The following is a 25,852-nucleotide window of genomic DNA, read 5'->3' as shown; positions in this document are numbered from 1 at the left end:
AACTATCTGACAGGTTATAATAGACTGTAATATAAGGAAAAGATGGATAATGCGGCTTAACCATCCCGCGATATCCGCCCTGTTTCCTCTCCTTGTCTTGCCCTGACTTTTGCTGACCTTTGCCGCGCGGCAAGGCCGGATGCGGAACCGCTTTCCCTCTTGCCGACGTTGACGCATCGGCCTATATGCGCCTCACTTCTTGACATGGTTAGCCAGTTGGGACGTCGGGGCCGCGGGCCGCGGCGGCTGTAGCTGCATGGCTTTCCGGTCATCCGAACTGGAATAATGACTTGGTCGATTTCGACGCCCTCCATGCGATCATCGCGCCCGAAGCCGAGGCGATGGGCCTCGCGCTCGTGCGCGTCGCCTTCTTTGGCGGCGACAGCGATCCGACCCTGCAGGTGATGGCCGAGCGGCCCGACACGCGCCAGCTGACGATCGACGATTGCGCCGATCTGTCGCGCCGCATTTCGGACCGGCTCGACGCGCTCGAGGAAGCGGGCAAGGATCCGATCCCGACCGCCTATCGGCTGGAGGTTTCGTCGCCCGGCATCGACCGGCCGCTGACGCGGCGCGCCGACTTCGCCGACTGGGCGGGGCATGAGGCGAAGATTGCGCTGAAAGAGAAGCTGGACGGGCGCCAGCGTTTCAACGGCACCCTGGTCGGCATCGACCTTAAGGGCGATGTCGTCACGATTTCGGACAAGGAAGGGGTGCAGCATCATCTGCCGTTCGAGGCAATCGACACGGCAAAGCTGGTCCTCACCGACAAATTGATTGCCGCAACCGTCCCGCTCTCGGCCGAGGGCGCGGACGAAATGGAAGAAGAAGGACAGGACTGATGGCCACTGCCATTTCCGCCAACAAGGCCGAGCTGCTCGCGATCGCCAATGCCGTTGCCAGCGAGAAGATGATCGACAAGGGCATCGTCATCGAGGCGATCGAGGAAGCGATCCAGCGCGCCGCGCGCGCGCGCTATGGCGCCGAGAATGACATTCGCGCCAAGCTCGACCCGCAGACCGGCGATCTGCGCCTGTGGCGTGTCGTCGAGGTCGTCGAGACGGTCGAGGATTATTTCAAGCAGGTCGATCTCGCCGCCGCGCAGAAGCTGCAGAAGGACGCGAAGATCGGCGACTTCATCGTCGACCCGCTGCCCGCGGTCGACCTCGGCCGCATCGACGCGCAGTCGGCGAAGCAGGTGATCTTCCAGAAGGTCCGCGAAGCCGATCGTCAGCGCCAGTATGAAGAGTTCAAGGACCGCGCCGGGGAGATCATCACCGGTGTCGTGAAATCGGTCGAGTTCGGCCATATCGTCGTCAACCTCGGCCGCGCCGAGGGCGTGATCCGCCGCGACCAGCAGATCCCGCGCGAACTGATGCGCGTCGGCGACCGCGTCCGCGCGCTGATCCTGTCGGTGCGCAGCGAAACGCGCGGGCCGCAGATCTTCCTGAGCCGCGCGCACCCCGATTTCATGAAAAAGCTGTTCGCGCAGGAAGTGCCTGAAATCTATGACGGCATCATCGAGATCAAGGCCGCCGCGCGCGATCCGGGCAGCCGTGCGAAGATCGGCGTCATCAGCTATGACGGCAGCATCGACCCGGTCGGTGCGTGCGTCGGCATGAAGGGCAGCCGCGTGCAGGCGGTCGTCCAGGAATTGCAGGGCGAAAAGATCGACATCATTCCCTGGTCCGAAGACACGGCGACCTTCGTTGTCAACGCGCTTCAGCCCGCCACGGTGCAGCGCGTCGTCATCGATGAGGATGATGGCCGCATCGAAGTCGTCGTCCCCGACGATCAGCTGAGCCTCGCGATCGGTCGGCGCGGCCAGAACGTGCGTCTGGCCAGCCAGCTTACCGGCAAACAGATCGACATCATGACCGAGGCTGATGCGAGCGAGAAGCGCCAGCGCGAATTCGTCGAACGCTCGACGATGTTCCAGGAAGAACTCGACGTCGACGAAACGCTCGCGCAGCTCCTCGTCGCCGAAGGTTTCGGCGAGCTCGAGGAAGTCGCTTATGTCCCGCTCGAAGAGCTTGCGAGCATCGAGGGCTTCGATGAAGAGCTCGCGCAGGAGTTGCAGAGCCGTGCCGCCGAAGGGCTCGATCGCCGCGAAGAGGCCGCGAGACAGGAGCGCCGCGCCCTTGGTGTCGAGGATGCGCTCGCCGAGATTCCGCACCTGACCGAAGCGATGCTCGTCACGCTTGGCAAGGCCGGGATCAAGACGCTCGACGATCTCGCCGACCTTGCGACCGACGAGTTGATCGCGAAGAAGCGCACCGACAACCGCCGCGGCCCGGCGCGCAGTGAACGCGCCGAGGACAAGGGCGGCGTGCTGGGTGATTATGGCCTCAGCGAAGAGCAGGGCAACGAGATCATCATGGCGGCTCGCGCGCACTGGTTCGACGACGAACCGGAAGCCGGGTCCGCGGCGGCGCCGCAAACCGGGGAGGCCGCCGATGCGGACCCCGCGCAATGATCAGCTGAGCCCAACCGACCGCGCAAAGGGGCGCGGCAACCATGTGCCCGAGCGGCGCTGTGTCGTCACCGGAGAGGTGTTTCCGGCGGAGCGACTCGTGCGCCTCGCGCTCGGTCCCGATGGCGGCATCGCGCCCGACGTTCACGGCAAGGCGCCGGGGCGCGGCGCATGGATCGGCGTCGACCGGGCGACGCTCGAGGCGGCGCAGGCCAGGGGCAAGCTCAGGAGCGGCCTTGCGCGTGCGTTGCACGAGAGCGGCTTTGCGATCCCCGACGATCTCGGCGCGCGGATCGAGGCCCAGCTCGCCCGCGCGACGCTCGACCGGCTGGGTCTCGAATCGCGCGCGGGCATGCTCATCAGCGGCAATGACAAGATCGAACAGGCGGCGCGGCGCGGGCAGGTTCGCCTGCTCCTCCACGCACATGATGCGGGCGAGGATGGCCGCAAGAAACTGGCGCAGGCGTGGCGTGTCGGCGAGGATGCGGAAGGATCGGGCCGCGAAGGACTGGTCTTGCCGGTAGACCGCGGCACCCTATCTGTGGCATTGGGGCGCGAGAACGCGGTGCATCTGGCGATTGTCGACGCCCGCGCCGCCGACCGGGTGCTGGCGCATTTGAGCCGCTGGCAGTTTTTCACCGGATGGAGTAGGGACGCGGCCAATCGCGTTTCGGATACGGATTCCCGCGCGCCGGGAACAGGGGATACGTCCGCGGCTTCCGCCGTTTCGGGCGCGTTTTGAAGGAATGATGGTTTTCGATGAGTGACGAACAGGACAAGCCGACCCTTAGCCGCAAGCCCCTGGGCCTGAAGCGGACGGTCGAGGCCGGACAGGTGCAGCAGCAATTCAGCCATGGCCGCCGCAATACGGTGGTGGTCGAGGTGAAGCGCCGCCGCGTGCTGGGTCGGCCGGGCGAGGCCGCACCGGCACCGGAGGCCGAAGAGGCGAAGGCCCCGCCCGCCCCTGCGCCTGCGCCCGCCGCGCCCAGGCCCGCGGCGCCGAAGCCTGCCGCGGCGGACAGCCTGTTGACGCGCCAGGAGCGGCAGGCGCAATTGCTGCGCGAGGCTGAGGAAGCGCGCATGGCGGCGCTCGAAGAGAATCGTCGCCGCGAGGAAGCGGCGCGCGCGCGGGCGGCCGAGGAGGAAAGGGCGCGCGCCGAAAAGCGCGAGGAGCAGGTCGCGGCAAAGGCCGCCGAGCCCGCGCCGCCGCCCCCGGCGCCGACACCGGACGCCCCTGCCGACGTTCCGGCCGCCGAGCGTCCGGCCGAAACCGCCGCGCGTCCCGCGACGGCGGGCGCGGCCCCGGCGCCACGCCGCTTCACTCCCGTCGAGCCGCCAAAACGCCCCGAGCCCAAGCGTCCCGAGCCCAAGGCCAGCCGCGGCGGCGAAAATCGCCGCCAATCGGGCAAGCTGACCGTCACGCGCGCGCTGAATGAGGATGAAGGTGCGCGTGCGCGCAGCCTCGCCGCGCTGAAGCGTGCCCGCGAAAAGGAAAAGCGTTCGCACATGACCTCGTCGGGCCCGCGCGAAAAGCAGGTCCGCGAAGTCGTCGTGCCCGACACGATCACGGTGCAGGAACTCGCCAACCGCATGGCCGAAAAGGGCGCCGACCTGGTCAAGGCGCTGTTCAAGATGGGGATGCCCGTCACCGTCAACCAGACGATCGACCAGGACACTGCGGAACTGCTCGTCACCGAATTCGGGCACGAGATCAAACGCGTCAGCGAAGCCGACATCGACATCCGCCACGACGAGGATGTCGACGATGCCGCGGCGCTCAAGCCGCGCGCGCCGGTCGTGACGATCATGGGCCATGTCGATCACGGCAAGACCAGCCTGCTCGACGCGCTGCGCGGCGCCAATGTTCAGGCGGGCGAGGCCGGCGGCATAACCCAGCATATCGGGGCCTATCAGGTGAAGGCGAAGGACGGCAGCGTCATCACCTTCCTCGATACGCCGGGCCACGAAGCCTTTACGGACATGCGCGCACGCGGAGCGAACGTCACCGACATCGCGATCCTGGTGGTTGCGGCTGACGACGGCATAAAGCCGCAGACGGTCGAATCGATCAACCACGCCAAGGCGGCCGGCGTCCCGATCATCGTCGCGATCAACAAGATCGACAAGGATGGCGCCAACCCGCAGCGGGTGCGCGAGCGCCTGCTCGAGCATGAGATCATCGTCGAGGCGATGGGCGGCGAGGTGCAGGACGTTGAAGTTTCGGCGCTCAAGAAACAGAATCTTGACAAGCTGCTCGACGCGATCGCGCTGCAGGCCGAGATCATGGAACTGAAAGCCAATCCCGACCGCGCCGCCGAAGGCACGGTCATCGAGGCAAAGCTCGACAAGGGACGCGGGCCCGTCGCGACGATCCTGGTTCGCCGCGGGACGCTGAAGGTCGGCGACATCTTCGTCTGCGGCGCCGAAAGCGGCCGAGTCCGCGCGCTCATCGACGATCATGGCAGGCAGGTCAAACAGGCGACGCCGTCGATGCCGGTCGAGGTGCTCGGTCTCGGCGGGGTGCCGATGGCGGGCGATACGCTGACCGTCGTCGAAAATGAGGCGCGCGCCCGCGAGGTCGCCGCCTATCGCCAGGAACAGGCGCTCAAGAAGCGGACGGCGCAGGCGCCCGTCAGCCTCGAAGGCATGTTCTCGGCGCTCGCCGACAAGGCCAATGTCATCGAATATCCGGTGGTCGTGAAGGGCGACGTGCAAGGCAGCGTCGAGGCGATCGTCAACGCACTGAACAAGCTGTCGACCGACGAGATCCGCGTCCGCGTCCTCCATTCGGGCGCCGGGGCGATCACCGAAAGCGACGTCACGCTCGCCGCGTCGACCAAGGCGCCGATCATCGGCTTCAACGTCCGCCCGAACGCCAAGGCGCGCGAGATCGCGAACCGCGAAAAAGTGCGCTTCATGTATTATGACGTCATCTATCACCTGACCGCCGACGTGGCGAAGGAGATGGCGGGCGAGCTTGGCCCCGAACGCATCGAAAATGTCGTCGGCCGCGCCGAGGTCAAGGAGGTGTTCCCGGCGGGCAAGCGCGACAAGGCCGCGGGCCTGCTCGTGCTCGAAGGCTCGATCCGCAAGGGGCTCCACGCGCGCCTCACGCGCGACGATGTCATCGTCTCGGCGACGACCATCGCCTCGCTCCGTCGCTTCAAGGACGATGTCGCCGAGGTGCGCGCGGGCCTCGAATGCGGCGTCGTGCTGGCCGATACCAACGACATCAAGCCGGGCGATCACCTCGAAGTCTTCGAGGTCGAGCTGCGCGAACGCACGCTGTAACGAACCAGCCCTGCACCCTCGTTGTCGCGAGGGTGCAGGAGGATAAAGAGCCATGCGTCACAAGGACCAATCCGAAGGCCCCTCCGTCCGCGTGCTGCGCGTGGGCGAACAGATACGCCATGTGCTGAGCGAAATCCTCGCGCGCGGCGACGTGCATGACGACATCCTCGCGACGCATCCGGTCAGCGTGACCGAAGTGCGCATGTCGCCGGACCTCCGCCACGCGACGGTGTTCGTGAAACCGCTGCTCGGCAAGGATGAGGAGGCGGTGCTGAAAGCGCTGCGCACCAACACCGCCTATCTCCAGCGCGAGGTCGCGCACCGCATCCGGATGAAATATGCGGCGAAGCTGAAGTTCCTGGCCGACGAAAGCTTTGACGAGGCGAGTCATATCGACCGGCTGCTGCGCGATCCGAAGGTGGCGCGCGACCTGCACGGCGACAAGCTCGATTGACTTTCGCCCATGCTCCGGCTTGCATCGGTTCGAGAAAGCAGGCACGACGCCGATGACCGACCCAGACGCTCCCTATCACGCCCACATCTATTATGATCCCGCCGAGCGGCCCGCGGCCGCTGCGCTGCGTGAAGCGTTCGGCCGCGATCCCGCGATCCTGTTCGTCGGAGCCATGGCCGATGGCGCCGCGGGGCCGCATCCGATCGCGCAATATGAGGTGCATTTCCTCGCGCGCTCGCGCGATGCGGTCGTGGCGGCGATCGAGGCGACGGGGCTGCGCGCGCTCGTCCATCCGCTGACCGACGACGATCTGGCCGATCACACGAGCCTTGCCCACTGGATCGGCGCGCCGGTCGAGCTCGACGTGAGCGTGCTCGATCCACCGGGAGTGAATCGGGGGATCCCGCGCTTCGGCGTGTCGGACTTTTAGGCTTCGGCCGGCCCGTCGGGACTCAGCCGCCATCCGCATCCGAGCCGCGCGGGATCATCGGCGTCGGTGAGCGCCGCGACGGTGCGCCAGCCGTCGGCGCGCAGGCTTGCCGCGACCGCCGCGTCGTGACCGAGCGGCAGGAAGATGCGGCGCTCGCCCATGTCTTCGGCGCCCAGCCCGGCGTCGATCAGCGGATCGGGATAGAGCGAAAAACCGACCGCCGCCTCCTCCGCCTCGCCGACGGGGATGGCATAGGCGCCGCCGCGGCCGACCGCGTCGCCCTGTCCGGGGACGAATATCTGGAAACCGAACCAGCTTTGATAGGCGAAACCGTGGCGCTCGGTCGGATCGAGCGTCAGCGTCACGCGGTCGCGGATCGGCGCGGCGATGGCTTCCAATGCGTCGATGCGCGCGCCGAGCACGCCGCTGGTATCGAAGGCGCGCAGGTCGGCGATCGCCCGATCGAATGGCCCGGTTGCGCGAAGCAGCGGCAGATAGGCCTCGGCGCCGAGGTGCGCGAGCGCGCCGGCGTCCTTGGCGTCGAGTTCGTCGCGAAGCTGCTGAAGATCGGCCGCAACCGGCAGCGGGCCGCTCGAAAGCAGGTCGACGACGTCGGGCAGGGTGAAGTCGATGGTGACGGGGCCGATGCCGGCGGCTTCGAGTGCGTCGATCGCGACCATCACGATCTCGCGTGCCGCGGCGACGCTGTCGCTGCCGATCAGCTCGGCGCCGACCTGCAGCATCTCGCGCGCGGGGCGGAGCTGGCTGGCGCGCAGTTTCACCACTTGGCCGGCGTAGCAGAGGCGCAGCGGGCGCGGCGATGCGGCGAGGAGCGAGGTCGCGATCCGCCCGACCTGCCGCGTGATGTCGGGGCGCAGCGCCAGCGTGCGCTGCGACACCGGATCGGTGAAGCGGAGGAGATCGCGGCCGGATCGGTCGTCGTCGCTGCCCAGCGTCTCGCGAAACTCGGCGAGCGGCGGCGACACGCGGCCATAGCCGTGCGCGCGCATCGCATCGACCAGCGCCCGCGTGACGCGCGATGCCGCCTCGGCCTGCGCGGGCAGGCGGTCCCGGAGGCCTTCGGGCAGCAGGGCGGGGGCCTTGGTCATGGGGGCTCCTCTAGCCCTTGGTGCGGGCTTGTGAAAGCCCCTCCCCTGATGGGGAGGGCGTTTGGTTGGTCAGAACTTCAACCCCTTCACCGTCTTCACGCCGGGAAGCTGGCAGATCTGCCACAGCAGCGGCTCGGGCATCGGCGAGTCGATCGAGAGCAGCAGGATCGCCTCTCCCCCCGCCTCGCGGCGGCCGAGGTGGAAGGTGCCGATGTTCAGCCCGGCGTCGCCCAGCGTGCTGCCGATGCGGCCGATAAAACCCGGCGCATCTTCGTTGACGATATAGAGCATGTCGCCGTCGAGGTCGGCCTCGACCTTGATGCCGAACATTTCGACCAGGCGCGGTTCATTGTTGCCGAACAGCGTGCCCGCGACCGAACGGTCGCCCGCTTCGGTCGCGACGGTGACGCGGACGAGCGTGTGATAATCGCCCTCGCGGTCGTGGCGCACCTCGCGCACATCGAGCCCGCGTTCGCGCGCGAGGTGCGGCGCGTTGACCATGTTCACGCTGTCCGAATAGCGGCGCATCAGCCCGGTGAGCACCGCCGCGACGATCGGCTTCAGGTTGAGCTCGGCCGCCGCGCCCTCGACCTCGACCGAAATATGGGTGAGATTATCGTGCGCAAGCTGGCCGACAAGACTGCCGAGCTTTTCGGCAAGGCTCATATAGGGGCGCAGCTTCGGCGCTTCCTCGGCCGACAGGCTGGGCACGTTGAGCGCGTTGGTGATGCCGCCGGTCAGCAGATAATCGCTGATCTGCTCAGCCACCTGGATCGCGACATTGACCTGCGCCTCGTCGGTCGACGCGCCCAGATGGGGCGTGCAGATGAAGTTCGGCGCGCTGAACAGCGGATGATCGGCGGGCGGCGGCTCGACCGCGAACACGTCGAGCGCCGCGCCCGCGACATGGCCGCTGTCGAGCGCATCCTTCAGCGCTTCCTCGTCGATCAGCCCGCCGCGCGCGCAGTTGATGATCCGCACGCCCTTCTTGGTCCTGGCGAGATTTTCGCGCGACAGGACGCCCCGCGTCTGGTCGGTCAGCGGCGTGTGCAGCGTGATGAAATCGGCGCGCGCGAGCAAGGTTTCGAGATCGGCCTTTTCGACGCCGAGTTCGATCGCGCGCTCGGGGGTGAGGAAGGGGTCGAAGGCGACGACCTTCATCTTGAGGCCCAGCGCGCGTTCGGCCACGATGCTGCCGATGTTGCCGCAGCCGATCAGGCCAAGCGTCTTCGACGTCAGCTCGACCCCCATGAAGTCGTTCTTCGGCCATTTGCCCGCCTGCGTTCCGGCATTCGCCTCGGGGATCTGGCGCGCGAGCGCGAACATCATCGCGATCGCATGTTCGGCGGTGGTGATCGAATTGCCGAACGGGGTATTCATCACGACGACGCCCTTTTTCGACGCCGCCGCTATGTCGATATTGTCGACGCCGATCCCGGCGCGGCCGACGACCTTCAACCTGGTCGCGGCGGCGAGAACGTCGGCGGTGACTTTGGTGGCCGAGCGGATGGCGAGGCCGTCATAGTCGCCGATCATCGCGATCAGTTCGTCGCTGGTCTTGCCGGTGATGACGTGAACGTCGATGCCGCGCTCCTTGAAGATTTGGGCGGCCTTGGGGTCCATCTTGTCGCTGATGAGGACTTTGGGTTGGGTCATGGATTCAAACCTTCTGTGTGCTCCCGCGAAGGCGGGAGCCCGGCTCCCGGTGTCGCGGTACGAAACGGCAGGTGATGGTCCCCGCCTTCGCGGGGACACACGAATTATTTGAGGCTGGCGTAGGCCCAGTCGAGCCACGGGCCGAGCGCTTCGATATCGGCGGTATCGACGGTCGCGCCGCACCAGATGCGAAGCCCCGGAGGCGCATCGCGATAGCCGGCGATATCATAGGCCGCGCCCTGCTTTTCGAGCAGCCCGGCGAAGCTCTTGATGAAGTCGGCATTGGCGCCCGCGACCGACAGGCAGACCGAGGTTTTCGAGCGGCTGGCGGGATCGGCGGCAAGGTGGCTCAGCCAGTCGCGTTCCGCGACGATCTTGTCGAGCGCGGCGGCATTGGCGTCGCTGCGCGCTTTCAGGCCGTCGAGACCGCCCAGCGACCTCGCCCATTCGAGCGCGAAAATCGCATCCTCGACCGCGAGCATCGACGGGGTGTTGATCGTCTCGCCCTTGAACACGCCCTCGGCGAGCGCGCCCTTCGACATCAGGCGGAAAACCTTGGGGAGCGGCCAGGCGGGCGTATGGCTTTCGAGCCGTTCGACCGCGCGCGGGCCGAGGATCAGCACGCCATGCCCGCCTTCGCCGCCGAGCACTTTCTGCCAGCTGAAGGTCGCGACGTCGATCTTGTCCCACGGCAGGTCGTAAGCGAATACCGCGCTGGTCGCGTCGGCAAAGCTCAGCCCCTCGCGATCGGCGGCGATCCAGTCGCCGTTCGGAACGCGCACGCCGCTGGTCGTGCCGTTCCAGGTGAAAAGCACGTCGTTCGACCAGTCGACCTGGCCAAGGTCGGGAAGCTGGCCGTAATCGGCGCGGATTATCGTGGGATCGAGCTTCAGCTGCTTCGCCGCATCGGTAACCCAGCCCTCGCCAAAGCTTTCCCACGCAAGGGCGGTAACCGGCCGCGCGCCCAGCATCGTCCACATCGCCATTTCAAAGGCGCCGGTGTCGCTGCCCGGTACGATGCCGATGCGGTGCGTGTCGGGAAGCTGCAGCATCTCGCGCATCAGGTCGATGCAATAAGCGAGGCGCGTCTTGCCGATCTTCGCGCGATGCGAACGGCCGAGCGATTCGGTAGCGAGTTTGTCGGGGGACCAGACCGGCGGCTTGGCGCAGGGTCCGGAAGAAAAATAGGGGCGCTGAGGGCGCACCTCAGGCGTCGTCACTTCACTCATTCAGTCTCTCCTTGCAGAGAGCGCGCGCGGCGTTGGGACCGCGTGGCCCGGCGCCGCGTTTAGGCTGCGCGCGCCGCCTGTCAAATAAATTGCGCCCCTCGCGCGAATTTTTCCGACGATTGGCGCGAAGGTATACCGCTTGTTCACCATTTCGTCGGTATTTTGACACCCATGTTCTTCGCGCCGCTTCTGAAGCCCCGGACGCTCATCGCCGCCGCCGCCGCGCTGACCCTGTCGGCCTGTTTCGGTGCGCCCGACGTGATGAAAAAGGGGAGTGGAAACCGGACCACGGCCGCCAAACCGGCGCGGCCGCAAGCCGCCGCCGCCCCTTCCTTCACCAGCGCCGAGGCGCAGCAATGCGCGTTCGATCTCAAACAGGCCGGCGTGCGTTTCACGCCGCTTCCCGATCAGGACCATGGCGGTGGCTGTTCGTCGATCGATTCGGTGAAGCTTCTCGATGTCGGCGTTCCGGTATCGGGCCTGGGGCCGATGACCTGTCCGCTCGCGCGCAATTTTGCGGCCTGGGCGCAATATGCCGTGAAGCCCGCCGCGCGCCGCTATTTCGGTACCGAGGTGGTGAAGATCGAAACCTTTGGAACATACAGCTGCCGCAACATCTATGGCGGCCGGTCGGGCCGCTTGTCGCAGCACGCCTATTCCAACGCCATCGACGTGTCGGGCTTCGTGCTCGCCGACGGGCGCCGCGTCCTGCTCAGCGGCGGATGGAGGGGCGACGTGGCGTCACAGGATTTCCTTCGCGCGCTTCACAAATCGGCGTGTCGCCGCTTCGGCACCGTGCTTGGCCCCGATTATAACGCCGCCCATCACGATCATTTCCACTTCGACATGAGCGGCAACGGCTATTGCCGCTGACCATGATCGTCATTCCGGCCTTCGGCGGAATGACGGGATTGTCGAGGCTGATCGTTCGGGCGATGCACCCCGCGCTCAAAGAGCGGTGGCCAGCCACCGGGCGATGTGCTTGAATGCGCTCATGGCTGGCAAGCGCCCCCGCTATAAACGCTATGATCGCCCCGCCGGCGGCTGGGGCGCGGCGGCGGCGACGGCGAAGGTGCTGCTCGAACAGAGCGTCGTGACCAAGGGGTCGCGCGCGCTGTTGTCGATGAACCAGCCCGGCGGGTTCAAATGCCCCAGCTGCGCCTTTCCCGACGCGGCCTGCACCAAAAAGCTCGAGTTCTGCGAAAATGGCGCCAAGGCGCTCGCGCATGAGGCGACGAAGTTTCGCGTCACGCGCGACTTTTTCGCGCAGCACAGCGTCGCCGAGCTGATGGCGCAGTCCGATTACTGGCTCGAGATGCAGGGACGGCTGACCGAGCCGATGCGCTACGACGCCGCCACCGATCATTATGTGCCGGTCGGCTGGGACGAGGCCTTTGCGCTGATCGGCGACCATCTTCGCGCGCTGGACAGCCCGCACCGGGCCGAGTTCTATACGTCGGGCCGCACGTCGAACGAGGCCGCCTTCCTCTATTCGATCTTCGTGCGCGAGTTCGGCACCAACAACTTCCCCGATTGCTCGAACATGTGCCACGAACCGACGAGCCGCGGCCTGCCGCCGTCGATCGGCATCGGCAAGGGCACGGTGATCCTCGACGATTTCGACCATGCGGAGGCGATTTTCCTGATCGGCCACAATGCGGGGACCAACGCGCCGCGGATGATGACCCCGCTCGTCGAGGCGCGCAGGCGCGGGGTGCCGATCGTCGCGGTCAACCCGATGCCCGAGCGCGCGCTGATCCGCTTTACCGAGCCGCAGGACGTGGTCCAGATGGCGACCTTCGGCTCGACCGAGATCAGCAGCGAGTTTGTCCATATCCGCATCGGCGGCGACCTGGCGCTGCTCAAGGGCATGATGAAGATATTGTTCGAGCGCGACGCCGCGGGCGAGGCGGTGCTCGACCATGGCTTCATCGCCGACCATACCGACGGCCTCGCGGCGCTGCGCGCCGATGTCGAGGCGCAGTCGTGGGACGCGATCACCGCCGCGGCGGGGATCGACGAAGCGCAGATCCGCCGCTGCGCCGACATCTATATCCGCTCGAACGCGACGATCATCTGCTACGGCATGGGCGTCACGCAGCACCAGCGCGGGTCCGAACTGGTCCAGCAGATCGCCAACCTGCTCCTCCTGCGCGGCAATTTCGGCAAGCCCGGCGCGGGCATCTCGCCGATCCGCGGCCATTCGAACGTGCAGGGCGACCGCACCGTCGGCATCGACGAACGGCCGTCGGCAGCCTATCTCGACCGCGTCCGCGATGTCTTCGGTTTCGACCCGCCGCGTGGGCACGGCCATCACAGCGTCGAGGCGGTCGAGGCGATGCTGGCGGGCGAAGCCAGGGTCTTCATCGGTCTCGGCGGCAATTTCGTCCGCGCCGTCCCCGATACCGACCGCGCTTATGCCGCAATGCGGCGGCTCGACCTGACGGTCGGCATCGCGACCAAGCTCAACCGCGGGCACCTCGTCCACGGCCGCGACGCGCTGATCCTGCCCGTGATCGCGCGGTCCGAGCGGATCGAAAGCGCGAGGGGCGAACAGTTTGTGACGATCGAGGATTCGATGTCGAACGTCACCGCCTCGCGCGGCGTGCTCGACCCCGCGAGCGCGCATCTTTTGTCGGAGGTCGAGATCGTCTGCCGCATGGCGATGGCGACGCTGCCGGACAGCAAGACCCAATGGGCGCGCTATATCGACGATTATGACGCGATCCGCGACGCGATCGCCCAGGTCTATCCCGCCATCTACGAAGGTTTTTCGGAGCGTATTCAGGCGCCGACGGGCTTTCACCTCGACATTCCCCCGCGCCGCCGCGTCTGGGCGACGCCGAACGGCAAGGCCAATTTCCTCGTCCTGCCGGGCCTTGCGGTGAATGCGGCGGTCGATGATCCTTCTATGCTGCGCCTCGCGACGGTGCGCTCGCACGACCAGTTCAACACGACGATCTACAGCTACAACGACCGCTATCGCGGCGTTCATGGCGACCGGATGGTGCTCTTGATCAACGCCGACGACAGGGTCGATCGCGGCCTCGCCGCGGGCGCGCGCGTTGCGCTTGAAACGATCGCGGGCGATGGCGTGACGCGGCGTGTCGAGGGGCTGACGCTGATCGACTATCCGATGTCGCGGGGGTCGGTCGCGGGCTATTATCCCGAACTCAACCCGCTCCTCCCGCTCGCCTTCCACGACCGGGTGAGCGGCTGCCCCGCCGCCAAGGCGATCCCCGTGCGCGTTGTGGCGGCCGGTTAGCGCGTGTCCGCTCAGACACAAACATAGCCCTGTTTTCCTCGTCATCCCGGCGAAGGCCGGGATCTCGCCGTTGCGTCAGAACGCGAGGGCGAGATTCCGGCCTGTGCCGGAATGACGACTAATAAAAGGCCATGACCTTCCGGCGCTAACGGTTCAGCCTTTCGTCAGCCGCTCCAGATCCTCCACGCTGTTGATATTGGGCGGCGCAAAATCGCATGGCACCGCGCGCGCGCCGATGCGGCGGGCAAAGGCGCGCATCGCCAGGTCGCCGTCCGCCTCCAGCATCGCGCGCAGATCGTCCAGCGCCGCGATGGGCCACAGCCCGATCACCGGCTGGCTGTCGAGGAAAGCGGGGGCAGGGGACAGCAGCGCGGCAAGGTCGGTGGGCAGGCGCACGCAATCGACCGGCGCGCTCAGCAGCCGGTCGAACCCCTGCGCCGCCGCATGATCCAGCGCGCCCGCGATCGCGCCGAGCGGCCCCATGCCGGGGCGCGGCCAGTCGGCGATGCCGTCCGCACGCCCGACGATGACCACCGCGTCGCAATGCGGGGCAAGCGCGGCGCGCGCATGGTCGAGCAGCGTGCGCCCGTCGAGCATCGCCAGCGCCTTGTCTGACCCGAAGCGGCGCGACGCTCCGCCAGCGAGGATCGCGCCCAATGTCCTCATGCGATCATGCCTTGCGGATCGGCGACGACGAGCGCCGCGTCGGGCCGCGCCAGCGCAACGAGCGTCAGGCCCGCCGCCGCCGCGCGCGCCGCGGCAAGGCTCGTCGGCGCCGAAATGGTGACGAGCATCGGGCATCCCGCGCGCACCGTCTTTTCGACCAGCTCATAGCTGCACCGCGCCGACAGCAGGATGAAGCCCGTGCCCGCGTCGATCCCCGCCCGCGCCAGCGCGCCGATCAGCTTGTCGAGCGCATTGTGCCGCCCGACATCCTCGCGCACCATCCGGATGGCGCCTGCGGGCGAGCAGAAGGCGGCGGCGTGCGCGGCGCCCGTTGCGCGGCCGAGCGGTTGGTGTTCCTCTATCGCCGCCAGCGCGGCGGCGATGGCCGTGCGGTCGGCGCTGATGCGCGCGGTCACCGGCGGCAATGGACGCAGCACCTCCTCGATATTCGCAATCCCGCAAAGGCCGCAGCTGCTCTCGCTCACCCGCGTCCGCGCGCGTTCGAGCGCCGCGGCGTTGCGCTCGGCGGTCAGCCACAGCCGCAGCGCCCAGCCGCCCTCGATCGGCCGCACGTCGATCCGCCTGATGTCGGCGGGCGCCGCGATCAGGCCTTCGCTCAAGGCGAAGCCCACGGCATAGTCCTCCAGATCGGCGGGCGTCGCCATCATCACCGCATAGGCCATGCCGCCGACCTCCACCGACACCGGCCCCTCGACGGCGATGCAGCGCTCGATCGCGGCGTCGCCGGGTACGCCAAGGCCGAGGCGGCGGACGGGAAGGTCGATCATCTCGCCATTCATGCGTGCACGATAGCCTATCGACATGGGCTTGTCTCAACCCGGCTGGATGGGGTGTGGCGGTTTTGGGGTAGCTTCGAGACGTTCCCCTTTGTCCGTTCGTGTCGAGCCCTTCGACTGCCTTGCAGGCGCTCAGGATAAACTTCAACCTTTGGTTGAAGTCGAGACACAAATCGACACCGCGCCACGCCAAGGGCATCTCGACTTCGCTCGATGCGAACGGCGGAATGGACAAGATTTGGGCGACCAGGCGCCAACAATCTAGCGTAGCGCGCCTAGAACCGCCACCAGCCGCGCCTTTTCCTCCTCGCTGAAGAGCAACCCCAGCTTGCTTCGCCGCCACAAAATGTCCTCGGCGGTGCGCGCCCATTCCTGCTCGGCCATCCAGCGAACCTCGGCGACGCTGAGCCCGTGGGCGATCTCGCCGCCGAGCGCGTCCCAGTCGCCGGCATCGCCGAGCCAGCGCCGCGCTTCGGTGCCATAGGCGCGCGCGATGCGCCGGGCGGTGGTCGCGGAGAGGAAAGGGTGGGCGAGCCGATATTCGGCCGCGAGCGCCGCGGCGCCCGTTACCGGAAAATCGCCGCCAGGCAGCGCCGCCTTCGCCGTCCAATGCTTGCCCGTCAGCGCGGGCACGTGGCGCGCCAGCGCGTCGACCGCCTCCTCGGCGACATGGCGATAGCTGGTGATCTTGCCGCCATAGATGGTGAGCAGCGGCGCGCCTTCGGCGAGATCGAGGTCAATTCGGTATCCGCGCGTCGCCGCCTCGGGCCGCCCCGACCCCTCCTCGACGAGCGGGCGGACACCCGAATAGGTCCACACGACGTCGGCAGGGGTGACGGGCGCGCGGAAATAGAGGCTCGCGCCCTCGCACAGATAGGCGATCTCGGCTTCGCTGGCCTGCGCCTCGTTCGCGGGTCCGTCGTGATCCACGTCGGTCGTGCCAATCAGCGTGAAGTCCTGCTCATAAGGAATGGCGAAGAAGATGCGCCCGTCGGGCAACTGGAAAAAATAGGCATAATCATGGTCGAACAGGCGGCGCACGACGATATGCGACCCGCGCACGAGGCGCATTTGATGGTCGGGCTCGACATCGGCGCGTTTCAGGAGGTCGAGCACCGCCGGCCCCGCGGCGTTCACCACGCTGCGCCCCGTGAAGCGATAGTGATGCCCTTGATCGTCCGCCGCCTCGACCACCCACTGCCCCTCCTCGCAGCGCAGCATCTCGGCGCGCGTGCGCGTGCGGACCCGCGCGCCGCGGTCGGCGGCGTCGCGCGCGTTGAGCAGCACCAGCCGCGCGTCGTCGACCCAGCCGTCCGAATACTCAAAGCCATGGACATAATGCGGCTGCAACGACGCGCCCGCGGCATGGCGCCTGAGGTCGACCGAGCGTGTTGCGGGCAGCTTCTTGCGCCCGCCGATATGGTCATAGAGGAACAGCCCCAATCGCAGCAGCCAGCGCGGGCGCAGCCCGTCGCGATAGGGCAGGACAAAGCGCATCGGGTGGATGATGTGCGGTGCGATGCCCCACAGCGTCTCGCGTTCCTTCAGCGCCTCGCGCACCAGGCCGAACTCATAATGTTCAAGGTAGCGCAGCCCGCCGTGGATCAGCTTGGTCGATTTCGACGAGGTGCCCCCGGCCAAATCATTCGCTTCCAGCAGCAGCACGCGCGCCCCGCGCCCCGCGGCATCGCGCGCGACGCCCGCGCCATTCACCCCGCCGCCGACGACGATGACATCATAGGGTTGAGGCGGTTCGGTCATGGCGTGGCTTCTTAAAGCCGGACGGCATCGAATGGAATCGTCTTTGCGAGCGGAGCGAAGCAATCTCAAGCCATCGGCGAGGGCGAATGATAGCTGGAGATTGCTTCGTCGCCTTCGGCTCCTCGCAATGACGATATGCGGCTTACGTATGCGCGTTGCATTCGCCGGGCGCATCCTCCACTTCTCACCTGTTATCCAAGGGGACGAATGTGAGCGTCAAAGTCGAAACATTGGTGTTGTTCGGGGCGACGGGCGACCTTGCGCAGCGCATGCTCTTCCCCTCGCTCTACAATCTCCACATGGACGGCCTGCTCGCCGATACGCTGACAATCGTCGGGTCGGGGCGCTCGGCGATGGACCGCGAGGCCTTTCGCGCGCAGGTCCGCGCCGCCTTGACCGAGCATCTGCCCGCCGACCGCATCGACGCCGCGACCGTCGACAGCTTCCTTGCGCGCATCGATTACTGCGCGATCGATGCCGGCTCGGGCACCGGCTATGACGACCTCGCGGCCTTGCTCGGCGACCGCATGAACCGACCCATTGGCGTCTATCTCTCGACCCCGCCGTCGATGTTCGGCCCGATCGCGCAGGGGTTGAAGGCGGCGAATATCGCCTGCGCCGAATGCCGCATTGCGATGGAAAAGCCGATTGGCCACGACCTCGCCTCGTCGCGGGAGGTGAATGCCCAGGTCGGCGACGCCTTTGCCGAGGAGCGCGTGTTCCGCATCGATCATTATCTCGGCAAGGAAACGGTGCAGAACCTGCTCGCGCTGCGCTTTGCCAATATGCTGTTCGAGCCGCTGTGGAATGCGCAGGCGATCGACCATGTCCAGATCACCGTCGCCGAAACCGTCGGCCTCGAAGGCCGCGTCTCTTATTATGACGGCGTCGGCGCGCTGAAGGACATGGTCCAGAACCATATGCTGCAACTGCTCGCGATCATCGCGATGGAGCCGCCGTCGAGCGTCAGCGCAACTGCGGTGCGCGATGAAAAGGTCAAGCTGCTGCGCAGCTTGCGCAAGATGCGCGCAGAGGATGTGAAGGCGCACAGCGTCAAGGGGCAGTACAGCAGCGGCGCGGTGAACGGCGCCGCAGTTGCGGGCTATGCCGACGAACTGGGCAATCCCTCGAACACCGAAACTTTCGTCGCTTTGAAAGCCTTTATCGACAATTGGCGGTGGAAGGGCGTGCCCTTCTACCTGCGCACCGGTAAACGGATGCCGCAGCGCAAGTCCGAGGTGCTGATCCAGTTCAAACCTGTGCCGCACAACATCTTCGCGCGCGTCGGCGCGGGCAAGCTCGACGCGAACATGATGATCATCAACCTTCAGCCCGAGGAAAACATCCGCGTCAAGGTGATGGCGAAACAGCCGGGCCTCGACCGCGACGGGGTGAAGCTCAAGGAAGTGACGATGGACGTCTCGCTCTCGCACAGCTTTGCGGGTGAGCGGCGACGCATCGCGTACGAACGCCTGCTGCTCGACTTCATCGAGGGTGACCAGACCCTCTTCGTGCGTCGCGACGAGGTCGAGGCGCAATGGGAATGGATCGACGCGATCCGCGATGCCTGGGATCAGGTCGACATGACACCGCAAAGCTACACCGCGGGCAGCTGGGGGCCCTCGAGCGCGATCGCGCTGATCGAACGCGACGGGGCGAGCTGGCATGATTGAGCTTACCGAAAACCTTCTCCCCCTGGGGGAGAAGGATACGAAGCCTTGGCGCGCAGCGCCTAGGCGAAGTTGGATGAGGGTCGCTGCCGTCGCTTTCGCCGCTGCCGTTCACACCCTCACCCAGCTTCGACTAGCGAGCAAGCTCGCAAGTCTGCGCATCCCTCTCCCCCAAGGGGAGAGGGTTTTGGAATTGTCATGACAACCCTCCACCCCACCATCGCCGCGGTCACCGACCGCATCATCGCGCGCAGCGCTCCCCGCCGCGCCGCCTATCTCGACCTGATGGACCGCCAGCGCGACGCGGGCACCAACCGCGGCAACCTCTCTTGCGGCAACCTTGCGCACGGGTTTGCCGCGGCGGGCGACGACAAGCCCGTCATCCGCGCCGGCGCGGCGATGAACATCGGCATCGTCACCGCCTATAACGACATGCTTTCGGCGCATCAGCCCTATGGCCGCTATCCCGAACAGATCAAACTCTTCGCGCGCGAGGTCGGCGTGACCGCGCAGGTCGCGGGCGGCGTTCCGGCGATGTGTGACGGCGTGACGCAGGGCCAGGCGGGCATGGACCTGTCGCTGTTCAGCCGCGACAATATCGCGCAGGGAACCGCGATTGCGCTCAGCCACGCGATGTTCGAGGGCGCGCTTTTGCTCGGCATCTGCGACAAGATCGTTCCCGGCCTGCTCATCGGCGCGCTGCGTTTCGGCCATCTGCCGCAGATCCTTGTCCCCGCCGGGCCGATGCCCTCGGGCCTCGCGAACAAGGAAAAGCAGCGTATCCGCCAGCTCTATGCCGAGGGCAGGGCGACGCGCGACGAGCTGCTCGAAGCCGAGGCCGCGAGTTACCATGGCGCGGGCACATGCACCTTTTACGGCACCGCGAACTCGAATCAGATGATGATGGAGCTGATGGGGCTGCACATCCCCGGCGCCGCCTTCACCAACCCCGGCACCAAATTGCGGCAGGAACTCACGCGCGCCGCGACGCACCGCATCGCGCAGATCGGTTGGGACGGCGACGATTACCGCCCGCTGGCGCGCTGTATCGACGAAAAGGCAATCGTCAACGCCGCGATCGGGCTGCTCGCAACGGGCGGGTCGACCAATCACGCGATCCATCTGCCCGCGATTGCGCGCGCGGCGGGGATCGTCATCGACTGGCAGGATTTCGATGAGCTGAGCCATGCGGTGCCGCTGCTCGCGCGCGTCTATCCGAACGGCGCGGGCGACGTGAACCATTTCCACGCCGCGGGCGGAATCGGCTTCGTCGTGCGCGAACTGCTGGGGGCCGGATTGCTGCACGGCGATGTCCTGACGGTCGGTGGGACGATGGCCGATTATGCCAACGAACCGGTGCTGGTCGACGAAGCGCTGAAGTGGCAGGCCGCACCTGCGACAAGCCGCGACGATACGATGCTGCGCCCCGTTTCGGCGCCTTTCTCGCCCGACGGCGGGATGCGGCTGCTGGCGGGCAATCTTGGCCGCGCGATCATCAAGACAAGCGCGGTCGCCGAGGATCGCTGGACGATCGAGGCGCCGGCGCGGATCTTCGACGACCAGAATCAGGTGCTGACCGCATTCAAGGCGGGCGAACTCGATCGCGACGTCGTCGTCGTCGTCCGCTTTCAGGGGCCGCGCGCCAACGGTATGCCCGAACTGCACAAGCTGACGCCTGCCCTGGGCGTGTTGCAGGACAAGGGGTATCGCGTCGCGCTGCTCACCGACGGCCGCATGTCGGGCGCCAGCGGCAAGGTGCCCGCGGTGATCCATTTGTCGCCCGAGGCGCTGCCCGGACCCGACGGGGTCAGCGGCCCGCTCGCCTGTCTTCGGGACGGCGATATCGTGCGCGTCTGCGCGGTGAAGGGCGAAGTCGCGGCGCTGGTGGACGAAGCCGAATGGGCCGCGCGCCAGCCCGCCGCCGCGCCGCCGCCCGCGCTTGGCGTCGGCCGCGAACTCTTTGCGCTGTTCCGCCACCATGCCGACGAGGCGGAGAAGGGCGGATCGGCGGTCCTGGCGGCGATGGAGCAAGTTCTTTGACTTTCCCGTCATGCCGGCGAAGACCGGGATCTCGACGGTGCGACATGACGATAGGGTGGGATCCCGGCCTTCGCCGGGATGACGATGAAAGAGAGATGGAATGTCCAACAGCGGTATCGAGCAGATCATGACCCTCGCGCCGGTGATCCCGGTGATCGTCATCGACCGCGTCGAGGACGCCGTGCCGATGGCCGAGGCGCTCGTCGCGGGCGGGCTCAAGGTGCTCGAAGTGACGATGCGCACCCCCGCCGCGCTCGACGCGATCCGCGCGATGAAGGCGGTGCCCGGCGCCGTCGTCGGCGCGGGGACGGTGCTCAATCCCCGGATGCTCAAGGATGCGCTGGACGCCGGTTCCCAATTCATCGTTTCACCCGGCCTCACTGACAGCCTCGGCGAAGCCGCGGTGGCGAGCGGCATTCCCTTCCTGCCCGGCGTCGCCAATGCGTCGAACATCATGATGGGGCTCGACATGGGCCTCGACAGCTTCAAATTTTTCCCCGCGGCGACAAGCGGCGGCATCCCGGCGCTCAAAGCGCTCGCGGGGCCGTTCGGCGGGGTCAATTTCTGCCCGACCGGCGGCATCAGCGCCGCGACCGCGCCCGAATGGCTCGCGCTCGAACCCGTGCGCTGCGTCGGCGGCAGCTGGGTGGTGCCCGCCGGGCCGCTCGATCCGGTGCGGATCGAAACATTGGCGCGCGAAGCGGCGGCGCTTCGCCCGTGATCGTCGCCCCCGCCTTCGGGGGGCGACGAATTGGACGCATTGATTAACCCCATCTTACCTGTCATCGTGCAGGGATAAGCGGCAATATAGCCGCCTGTGGGGAGATGTGCGTGCCAAGACCGCAGCCGCATCTGGACGAAGTGCTCGCGTCCGAGCCTGGATCGCACATTGCCGCGCTTTTCGATTTCGACGGCACGATCATCGCTGGCTATTCGGCGACGGCTATGCTGCGCGAAAAGTTCCAGCGCCGCGAAATGTCGGTCGAGGAGATTGCCGAAACCGCGCAGGTGATCGCGCAGCACAGCCTGGGGCAGATCGGCTTTTCGGGGCTGATGACCGCCGCCGCCAAATTCATGAAGGGCGTCGACGAACAAAGCTTCATCGACTTTGGCGAAGAGCTTTACCGGAAACATATCGCGCGCAAGATTTACCCCGAAACACGCGCGATCATCGAAGCGCATCAAGCCAAGGGCCATCGCGTCGCGATCATCTCGTCGGCGACGATCTACCAGATCGAACCGACCGCGCGCGACCTTGGCATTACCGATATCAAATGCTCCTCCTACGAAATCGAGGATGGGGTGTTCACGGGCGAGATCATCCGGCCGCTCTGTTTCGGCGAGGGCAAGGTGCTCGCTGCCGAGGAGCTCGCTGCCGAACATGGCCTCGATCTGGACCAGAGCTTTTTCTATTCGGACAGCGACGACGACATCGAGCTTCTGGAGCGCGTCGGCAAGCCGCGCCCGCTCAACCCGAACATGAAGCTGAAAGCCATCGCCGACGAACGGAACTGGCCGGTGCAGCGTTTCGCCAGCCGCGGCACGCCATCGTGGATCGACTATACGCGCACCATCTATGCCACCGGTTCGCTCGTCGGCGCCTTCGCCGCGGGCCTGCCGATCTGGGCGCTGACCCGCTCGCAGCGCGAGGCGGTCAATTTCTCGATGGGGCTGTTCGGCGATTTCGCGACCGCGATCACCGGCGTCGAACTGGAGGTCGAGGGCGAGCGCCACCTCTGGTCGTCGCGCCCCTGCGTCTTCATCTTCAACCATCAGAGCAAGGCCGATGTGATGATCCTCGCCAAGCTCATCCGCCGCGACATGGGCGGCGTGGGCAAGAAGGAGATCAGGGACATCCCCATCCTCGGCAAGCTGATGGAATGGGGCGGCACCGTCTTCGTCGACCGCGCCGACGGCAAGAGCGCGATCAAGGCGATGGAGCCGCTGATCGACGCGATCCGCGAAGAGGGCAAGTCGATCTGCATCGCCCCCGAAGGCACGCGCAGCCTGACGCCCAAGCTCGAACCCTTCAAGAAGGGTGCGTTCCATCTGGCCATGCAGGCGGGCGTTCCGATCGTCCCCATCGTGATCCATAACGCCTCCGACGTCGCGCCGAAGAACGAGTTCGTGATGCGCCCCGCGACGGTGCGCGTCACCGTGCTGCCGCCGGTCGACACGTCGGGGTGGAGTGCGAAAACCGTCAACGCGCACGTCCGCGATGTGCGGAACATGTTTCTGCGCACGCTGGGGCAGGTGGAGGAGAGCGTTGCGGAATCGGTGGCGGCGGAGCCTGCGGCCAAGGCAAGGGGGGAAAAGGCTCCGAAGAAGGCCGCCAACAAAAGGGCCGCGCCGAAGAAGAAGGCAACCGGAAAAGGCGCCAAGGCATGACCGCACATCCCCTTCCCGTTCGCATCGAGCGAAGTCGAGATGCCCATCGGCCGGGCGCTTGCCATCGGGGTGTCTCGACTTCGCTCGACACGAGCGGGGATGAAGCGGAGGCTCTTTAGAAGGTGGCCGACGGTTCGCCCCGCACTCCGATCGTGACGGACGCGGCGGCCGACCGGCTCTACATCATCGACGCGCGCAATGGGGTCGAACGCCGCATCCTGCTCGACTGGATTCATTCGACGAGCGGCGACGAAGAGCCTGCCTGGGCCAGTCTCGACATCGAGGACGGCGACCACGCGTTGCCCGTCGAGGCGTTGCAGGCGCGGCTCGGCGCCACGCCGTCGCGGCTCGTCGTGCCGCTGCGCGTCGCCTGGCGTATCCCCGGCTTCGAGAAGGGCCGCGCGCTCAAGTTCCGTCACCTGATCTTCGGCGATCCGCGCCATCCGGGGTCTTTGCGCGCGCGGTTGATCCTGCTGCGCGACCGGCGGCGCGCGCAGATTCTGGTCGGGCAGGCGGCGACGCTCGACGCGCTGCGCATCCGTTTCTGCGCACAGACCGGCGGCGGCGACGGCGAGCGCGCCGACAGCCCCGAGTTCGCGCGCTTCGTCGCGCGACAGGCGGCGCTGGCGCTCGACGTCGCCGAGCGCGGCGTTCGCGGCACGCGCTACAAGGTGCCGCGCTTCGTCGCCGATGGGCTGCGCACCAGCCCCAAGTTCCGCGCCGCGCTCGCCGAGCTCGCCGAAACCACCGGCCGTCCGGTTGCCGATCTCTACCGCGAGGCGCGCCCGCTGATGAAGGAGGTGATCGCACGGCCCAGCGCGCTTTTCCTCGACCTCCGCGCCCGGCTCGACCGCATGATGTTCGGTGGCTATGCGCCTGAAATGGAGATTGACGCCGCCGAGCTGGCGAAGCTTCGCAACATCCTGCGCGAACATCCCACCTGCATCCTCTTCACCCACAAGACCTATATCGACGGCGCGACGCCCAGCCGCCTCGCCTATGAAAACGACCTGCCGATGCTGCACAGCTTTGGCGGCGCCAATCTCGACTTCGCGATCATGGGCGAATTTTTTCGCCGCTCGGGGATGATCTTCATCCGGCGCAGCTTTCAGGACCAGCCGGTCTACAAGCTCGTGCTGCGCCACTATATCGCCTGGCTGCTCGCCAAGCGTTTCCCTTTGAGCTGGGCGTTCGAGGGGACGCGCTCGCGTCTCGGCAAGCTGATGCCGCCCAAATATGGCCTGATGAAATATGTCCTCGACGCGGCGCACGCGACGGGGACGCGCGGGGTGCATTTCGTCCCCTTCGTCACCAGCTTCGACCTCATTCGCGATGTCGAGGAATATGCCGCCGAGCAGACGGGCCGGAACAAGAAGCCCGAGAGCCTGTCGTGGTTCATCGGCTATATGAAGAGTCTGAAGGAACCGTCGGGGCGCATCCGCCTCGACATCGGCGACCCCGTCGTGATCGACGAGGCGCCCGGTCCTGATGACAAGCGCGCGCTCGAAAGGATCGCCTTCGCGGTCGCGGTCGAGGCGAACCGCGTCACGCCGCTCACTGTCACCTCGGTAATGTGCCTCATCCTGCTCGGCATGGCGCCGCGTGGCGCGACCTCGGCCGAACTGCTCGGCGCGATCGGCGCAGTGACCGCCTGGGCGCGGGCGCGGGGGATCCGGCTCAGCAAGGAGCTTGAAAGCGGCGACGCCGCGCTGTCGGCGACCGTCGACACGCTCGTCGCCAGCGGGCTGCTCGCGCGCTACGAAGCGGGGAGCGAGACCATCTATTCGATCGACCCCGCCAAGCATCCGATGGCAAGCTATTACCGCAACATCATCGCGCATCATTTCCTGGGTCGCGCGATGATCGAGCTTGCGCTCTTCGAGCTGCGCGACGCCGACAGCGGCGATGCCACCGCCGCCTTCTGGGGCAGGATCGACCGTTTGCGCGACCTGTTCAAGTTCGAGTTTTTCTACCCGCCGCGCGAGGAGCATCGCGCGGCGATCGAAGCCGAGCTTGCCCGCATCGACCCCGTGTGGGACCGCCGGCTCGCGAGCGGCGATCGCGGCATCGCGCAGCTCATCCGCCGCTGCCAGCCGGTCGTCGGCCACGCGATCCTGCTGCCCTTCGCAGAGGCCTATTCGGTCGTCGCCGACCTGCTCGCCCGCGCAAGGCCCGGTGAAACGGTCGACGAAAAGCCACTCCTCGACGCCGCGCTGGTCGAAGGGCGGCAGGCGTGGCTCCTTCGCCGGATCAGCAGCGAAGCGGCGATCGGAAAATTGCTCTTCGCCAACGGCCTGTCGCTGATGCGCCACATGGGGCTCGCCGGGGAGGCGACGCCGGAGGTTCTGGCGCAACGCCGCGCGCTGCTGGTGGAACTGCGCGGGCTGGCGAATGTGATGGAAACGATGCGGCTGTCGACGGTCGCACTCGCGGACCGGTTGGTGGGGGCGGGGGAATGACGATGCAGCACCCCAAGTTCGTCATTGCGAGCGAAGCGAAGCAATCTCCAGCCGTCGAAGTCGCGCAACCTCGCAAGCTGGAGATTGCCGCGTCGCCCTGGATCAAGTCGGGGGCTCCTCGCAATGACAATGTGTTTTGTATCGCGGATCGGGAAAGCAACTAA

At 66.6% G+C, this 25,852-nt stretch carries 20 protein-coding genes; 14 read left to right on the top strand and 6 right to left on the bottom strand.

What is annotated here, in order from left to right; translation table 11 throughout:
• Nucleotides 1-290 precede the first annotated feature (290 nt).
• From rimP to SPYCA_RS11460, 6 genes are read left to right on the top strand one after another with little or no spacing between them, the layout of a single operon-like run.
• Entirely contained in the window at nt 291-842 is a 552-nt protein-coding gene (gene rimP / locus SPYCA_RS11485; RefSeq protein ID WP_120220533.1) for a ribosome maturation protein RimP, read from the top strand.
• Nucleotides 842-2,476 (top strand): transcription termination factor NusA, encoded by a 1,635-nt coding sequence (gene nusA, locus SPYCA_RS11480; protein ID WP_120220531.1) that lies wholly within the window; start codon nt 842-844, stop codon nt 2,474-2,476. Before rimP ends, nusA begins: the two co-directional genes overlap by 1 nt.
• On the top strand, nt 2,457-3,215 hold the full coding sequence (locus SPYCA_RS11475; RefSeq protein WP_120220530.1) for a DUF448 domain-containing protein: 759 nt from the start codon (nt 2,457-2,459) through the stop codon (nt 3,213-3,215). Before nusA ends, SPYCA_RS11475 begins: the two co-directional genes overlap by 20 nt.
• A gap of 17 nt (nt 3,216-3,232) precedes the next feature.
• Nucleotides 3,233-5,764 (top strand): translation initiation factor IF-2, encoded by a 2,532-nt coding sequence (gene infB / locus SPYCA_RS11470; RefSeq protein WP_120220528.1) that lies wholly within the window; start codon nt 3,233-3,235, stop codon nt 5,762-5,764.
• 52 nt (nt 5,765-5,816) lie between these two features.
• Nucleotides 5,817-6,218: a 30S ribosome-binding factor RbfA gene (gene rbfA, locus SPYCA_RS11465; RefSeq protein WP_120220526.1), complete on the top strand. Its 402-nt coding sequence runs from the start codon at nt 5,817-5,819 to the stop codon at nt 6,216-6,218.
• A gap of 52 nt (nt 6,219-6,270) precedes the next feature.
• A complete protein-coding gene (locus SPYCA_RS11460; protein ID WP_120222300.1) occupies nt 6,271-6,648 on the top strand; it encodes a DOPA 4,5-dioxygenase family protein in 378 nt (125 codons plus the stop codon).
• On the opposite strand, the gene SPYCA_RS11455 is transcribed toward SPYCA_RS11460, so the two are convergent.
• The 3 genes from SPYCA_RS11455 to SPYCA_RS11445 form a co-directional block, all read right to left on the bottom strand.
• Nucleotides 6,645-7,757, bottom strand: coding sequence for an ATP phosphoribosyltransferase regulatory subunit (locus SPYCA_RS11455; RefSeq protein WP_120220524.1), 1,113 nt, complete (start codon nt 7,755-7,757; stop codon nt 6,645-6,647). The two genes, SPYCA_RS11460 and SPYCA_RS11455, sit on opposite strands and share 4 nt — an antisense overlap.
• 69 nt (nt 7,758-7,826) lie before the next feature.
• Nucleotides 7,827-9,413 carry a phosphoglycerate dehydrogenase gene (gene serA, locus SPYCA_RS11450; RefSeq protein ID WP_120220522.1) on the bottom strand — a complete coding sequence of 529 codons (1,587 nt, stop codon included), beginning with the start codon at nt 9,411-9,413 and terminating at the stop codon, nt 7,827-7,829.
• Between the two features lie 104 nt (nt 9,414-9,517).
• Complete coding sequence (locus SPYCA_RS11445) at nt 9,518-10,642, bottom strand: phosphoserine transaminase (RefSeq protein ID WP_120220520.1); 1,125 nt, start codon at nt 10,640-10,642, stop codon at nt 9,518-9,520.
• Nucleotides 10,643-10,813: 171 nt separating this feature from the next.
• Between SPYCA_RS11445 and SPYCA_RS11440 the strand changes: the two genes are divergently transcribed.
• Both SPYCA_RS11440 and SPYCA_RS11435 read left to right on the top strand, forming a co-directional pair.
• Nucleotides 10,814-11,515 (top strand): extensin family protein, encoded by a 702-nt coding sequence (locus tag SPYCA_RS11440; RefSeq protein ID WP_120220518.1) that lies wholly within the window; start codon nt 10,814-10,816, stop codon nt 11,513-11,515.
• A 121-nt stretch (nt 11,516-11,636) separates the two neighbouring features.
• The gene (locus tag SPYCA_RS11435) at nt 11,637-13,907 is read left to right on the top strand and encodes an FdhF/YdeP family oxidoreductase (protein WP_120222299.1); all 2,271 of its coding nucleotides are present in this window, start codon (nt 11,637-11,639) and stop codon (nt 13,905-13,907) included.
• Nucleotides 13,908-14,060: 153 nt separating this feature from the next.
• On the opposite strand, the gene mobA is transcribed toward SPYCA_RS11435, so the two are convergent.
• The 3 genes from mobA to glpD form a co-directional block, all read right to left on the bottom strand.
• Entirely contained in the window at nt 14,061-14,573 is a 513-nt protein-coding gene (gene mobA / locus SPYCA_RS11430; protein ID WP_120220517.1) for a molybdenum cofactor guanylyltransferase, read from the bottom strand.
• Nucleotides 14,570-15,373 carry a formate dehydrogenase accessory sulfurtransferase FdhD gene (gene fdhD, locus SPYCA_RS11425; protein WP_120220515.1) on the bottom strand — a complete coding sequence of 268 codons (804 nt, stop codon included), beginning with the start codon at nt 15,371-15,373 and terminating at the stop codon, nt 14,570-14,572. Before fdhD ends, mobA begins: the two co-directional genes overlap by 4 nt.
• A gap of 258 nt (nt 15,374-15,631) precedes the next feature.
• Nucleotides 15,632-17,131 (bottom strand): glycerol-3-phosphate dehydrogenase, encoded by a 1,500-nt coding sequence (glpD, locus tag SPYCA_RS11420; protein WP_120220513.1) that lies wholly within the window; start codon nt 17,129-17,131, stop codon nt 15,632-15,634.
• Between the two features lie 269 nt (nt 17,132-17,400).
• Between glpD and zwf the strand changes: the two genes are divergently transcribed.
• From zwf to SPYCA_RS19275, 6 genes are all read left to right on the top strand, one after another.
• Nucleotides 17,401-18,804 carry a glucose-6-phosphate dehydrogenase gene (gene zwf, locus SPYCA_RS11415; RefSeq protein WP_232003672.1) on the top strand — a complete coding sequence of 468 codons (1,404 nt, stop codon included), beginning with the start codon at nt 17,401-17,403 and terminating at the stop codon, nt 18,802-18,804.
• A gap of 195 nt (nt 18,805-18,999) precedes the next feature.
• Nucleotides 19,000-20,841 carry a phosphogluconate dehydratase gene (gene edd, locus SPYCA_RS11410; RefSeq protein ID WP_120220510.1) on the top strand — a complete coding sequence of 614 codons (1,842 nt, stop codon included), beginning with the start codon at nt 19,000-19,002 and terminating at the stop codon, nt 20,839-20,841.
• 100 nt (nt 20,842-20,941) lie between these two features.
• The gene (gene eda / locus SPYCA_RS11405; RefSeq protein ID WP_120220508.1) at nt 20,942-21,562 is read left to right on the top strand and encodes a bifunctional 4-hydroxy-2-oxoglutarate aldolase/2-dehydro-3-deoxy-phosphogluconate aldolase; all 621 of its coding nucleotides are present in this window, start codon (nt 20,942-20,944) and stop codon (nt 21,560-21,562) included.
• A gap of 104 nt (nt 21,563-21,666) precedes the next feature.
• Entirely contained in the window at nt 21,667-23,229 is a 1,563-nt protein-coding gene (locus SPYCA_RS11400; RefSeq protein WP_120220506.1) for an HAD-IB family hydrolase, read from the top strand.
• A 122-nt stretch (nt 23,230-23,351) separates the two neighbouring features.
• A complete protein-coding gene (locus tag SPYCA_RS11395) occupies nt 23,352-25,688 on the top strand; it encodes a glycerol-3-phosphate 1-O-acyltransferase (RefSeq protein ID WP_120220504.1) in 2,337 nt (778 codons plus the stop codon).
• Nucleotides 25,685-25,852 carry a hypothetical protein gene (locus tag SPYCA_RS19275; RefSeq protein ID WP_172595047.1) on the top strand — a complete coding sequence of 56 codons (168 nt, stop codon included), beginning with the start codon at nt 25,685-25,687 and terminating at the stop codon, nt 25,850-25,852. The genes SPYCA_RS11395 and SPYCA_RS19275 overlap by 4 nt, the downstream gene beginning before the upstream one ends.

The sequence above is a fragment of the Sphingopyxis sp. FD7 genome, assembly GCF_003609835.1.
In the GTDB taxonomy this organism is placed as follows: Bacteria; Pseudomonadota; Alphaproteobacteria; order Sphingomonadales; family Sphingomonadaceae; genus Sphingopyxis.
Note: the sequence above shows the minus strand (reverse complement) of the source record. Positions and strands in the feature narration are given on the sequence as shown.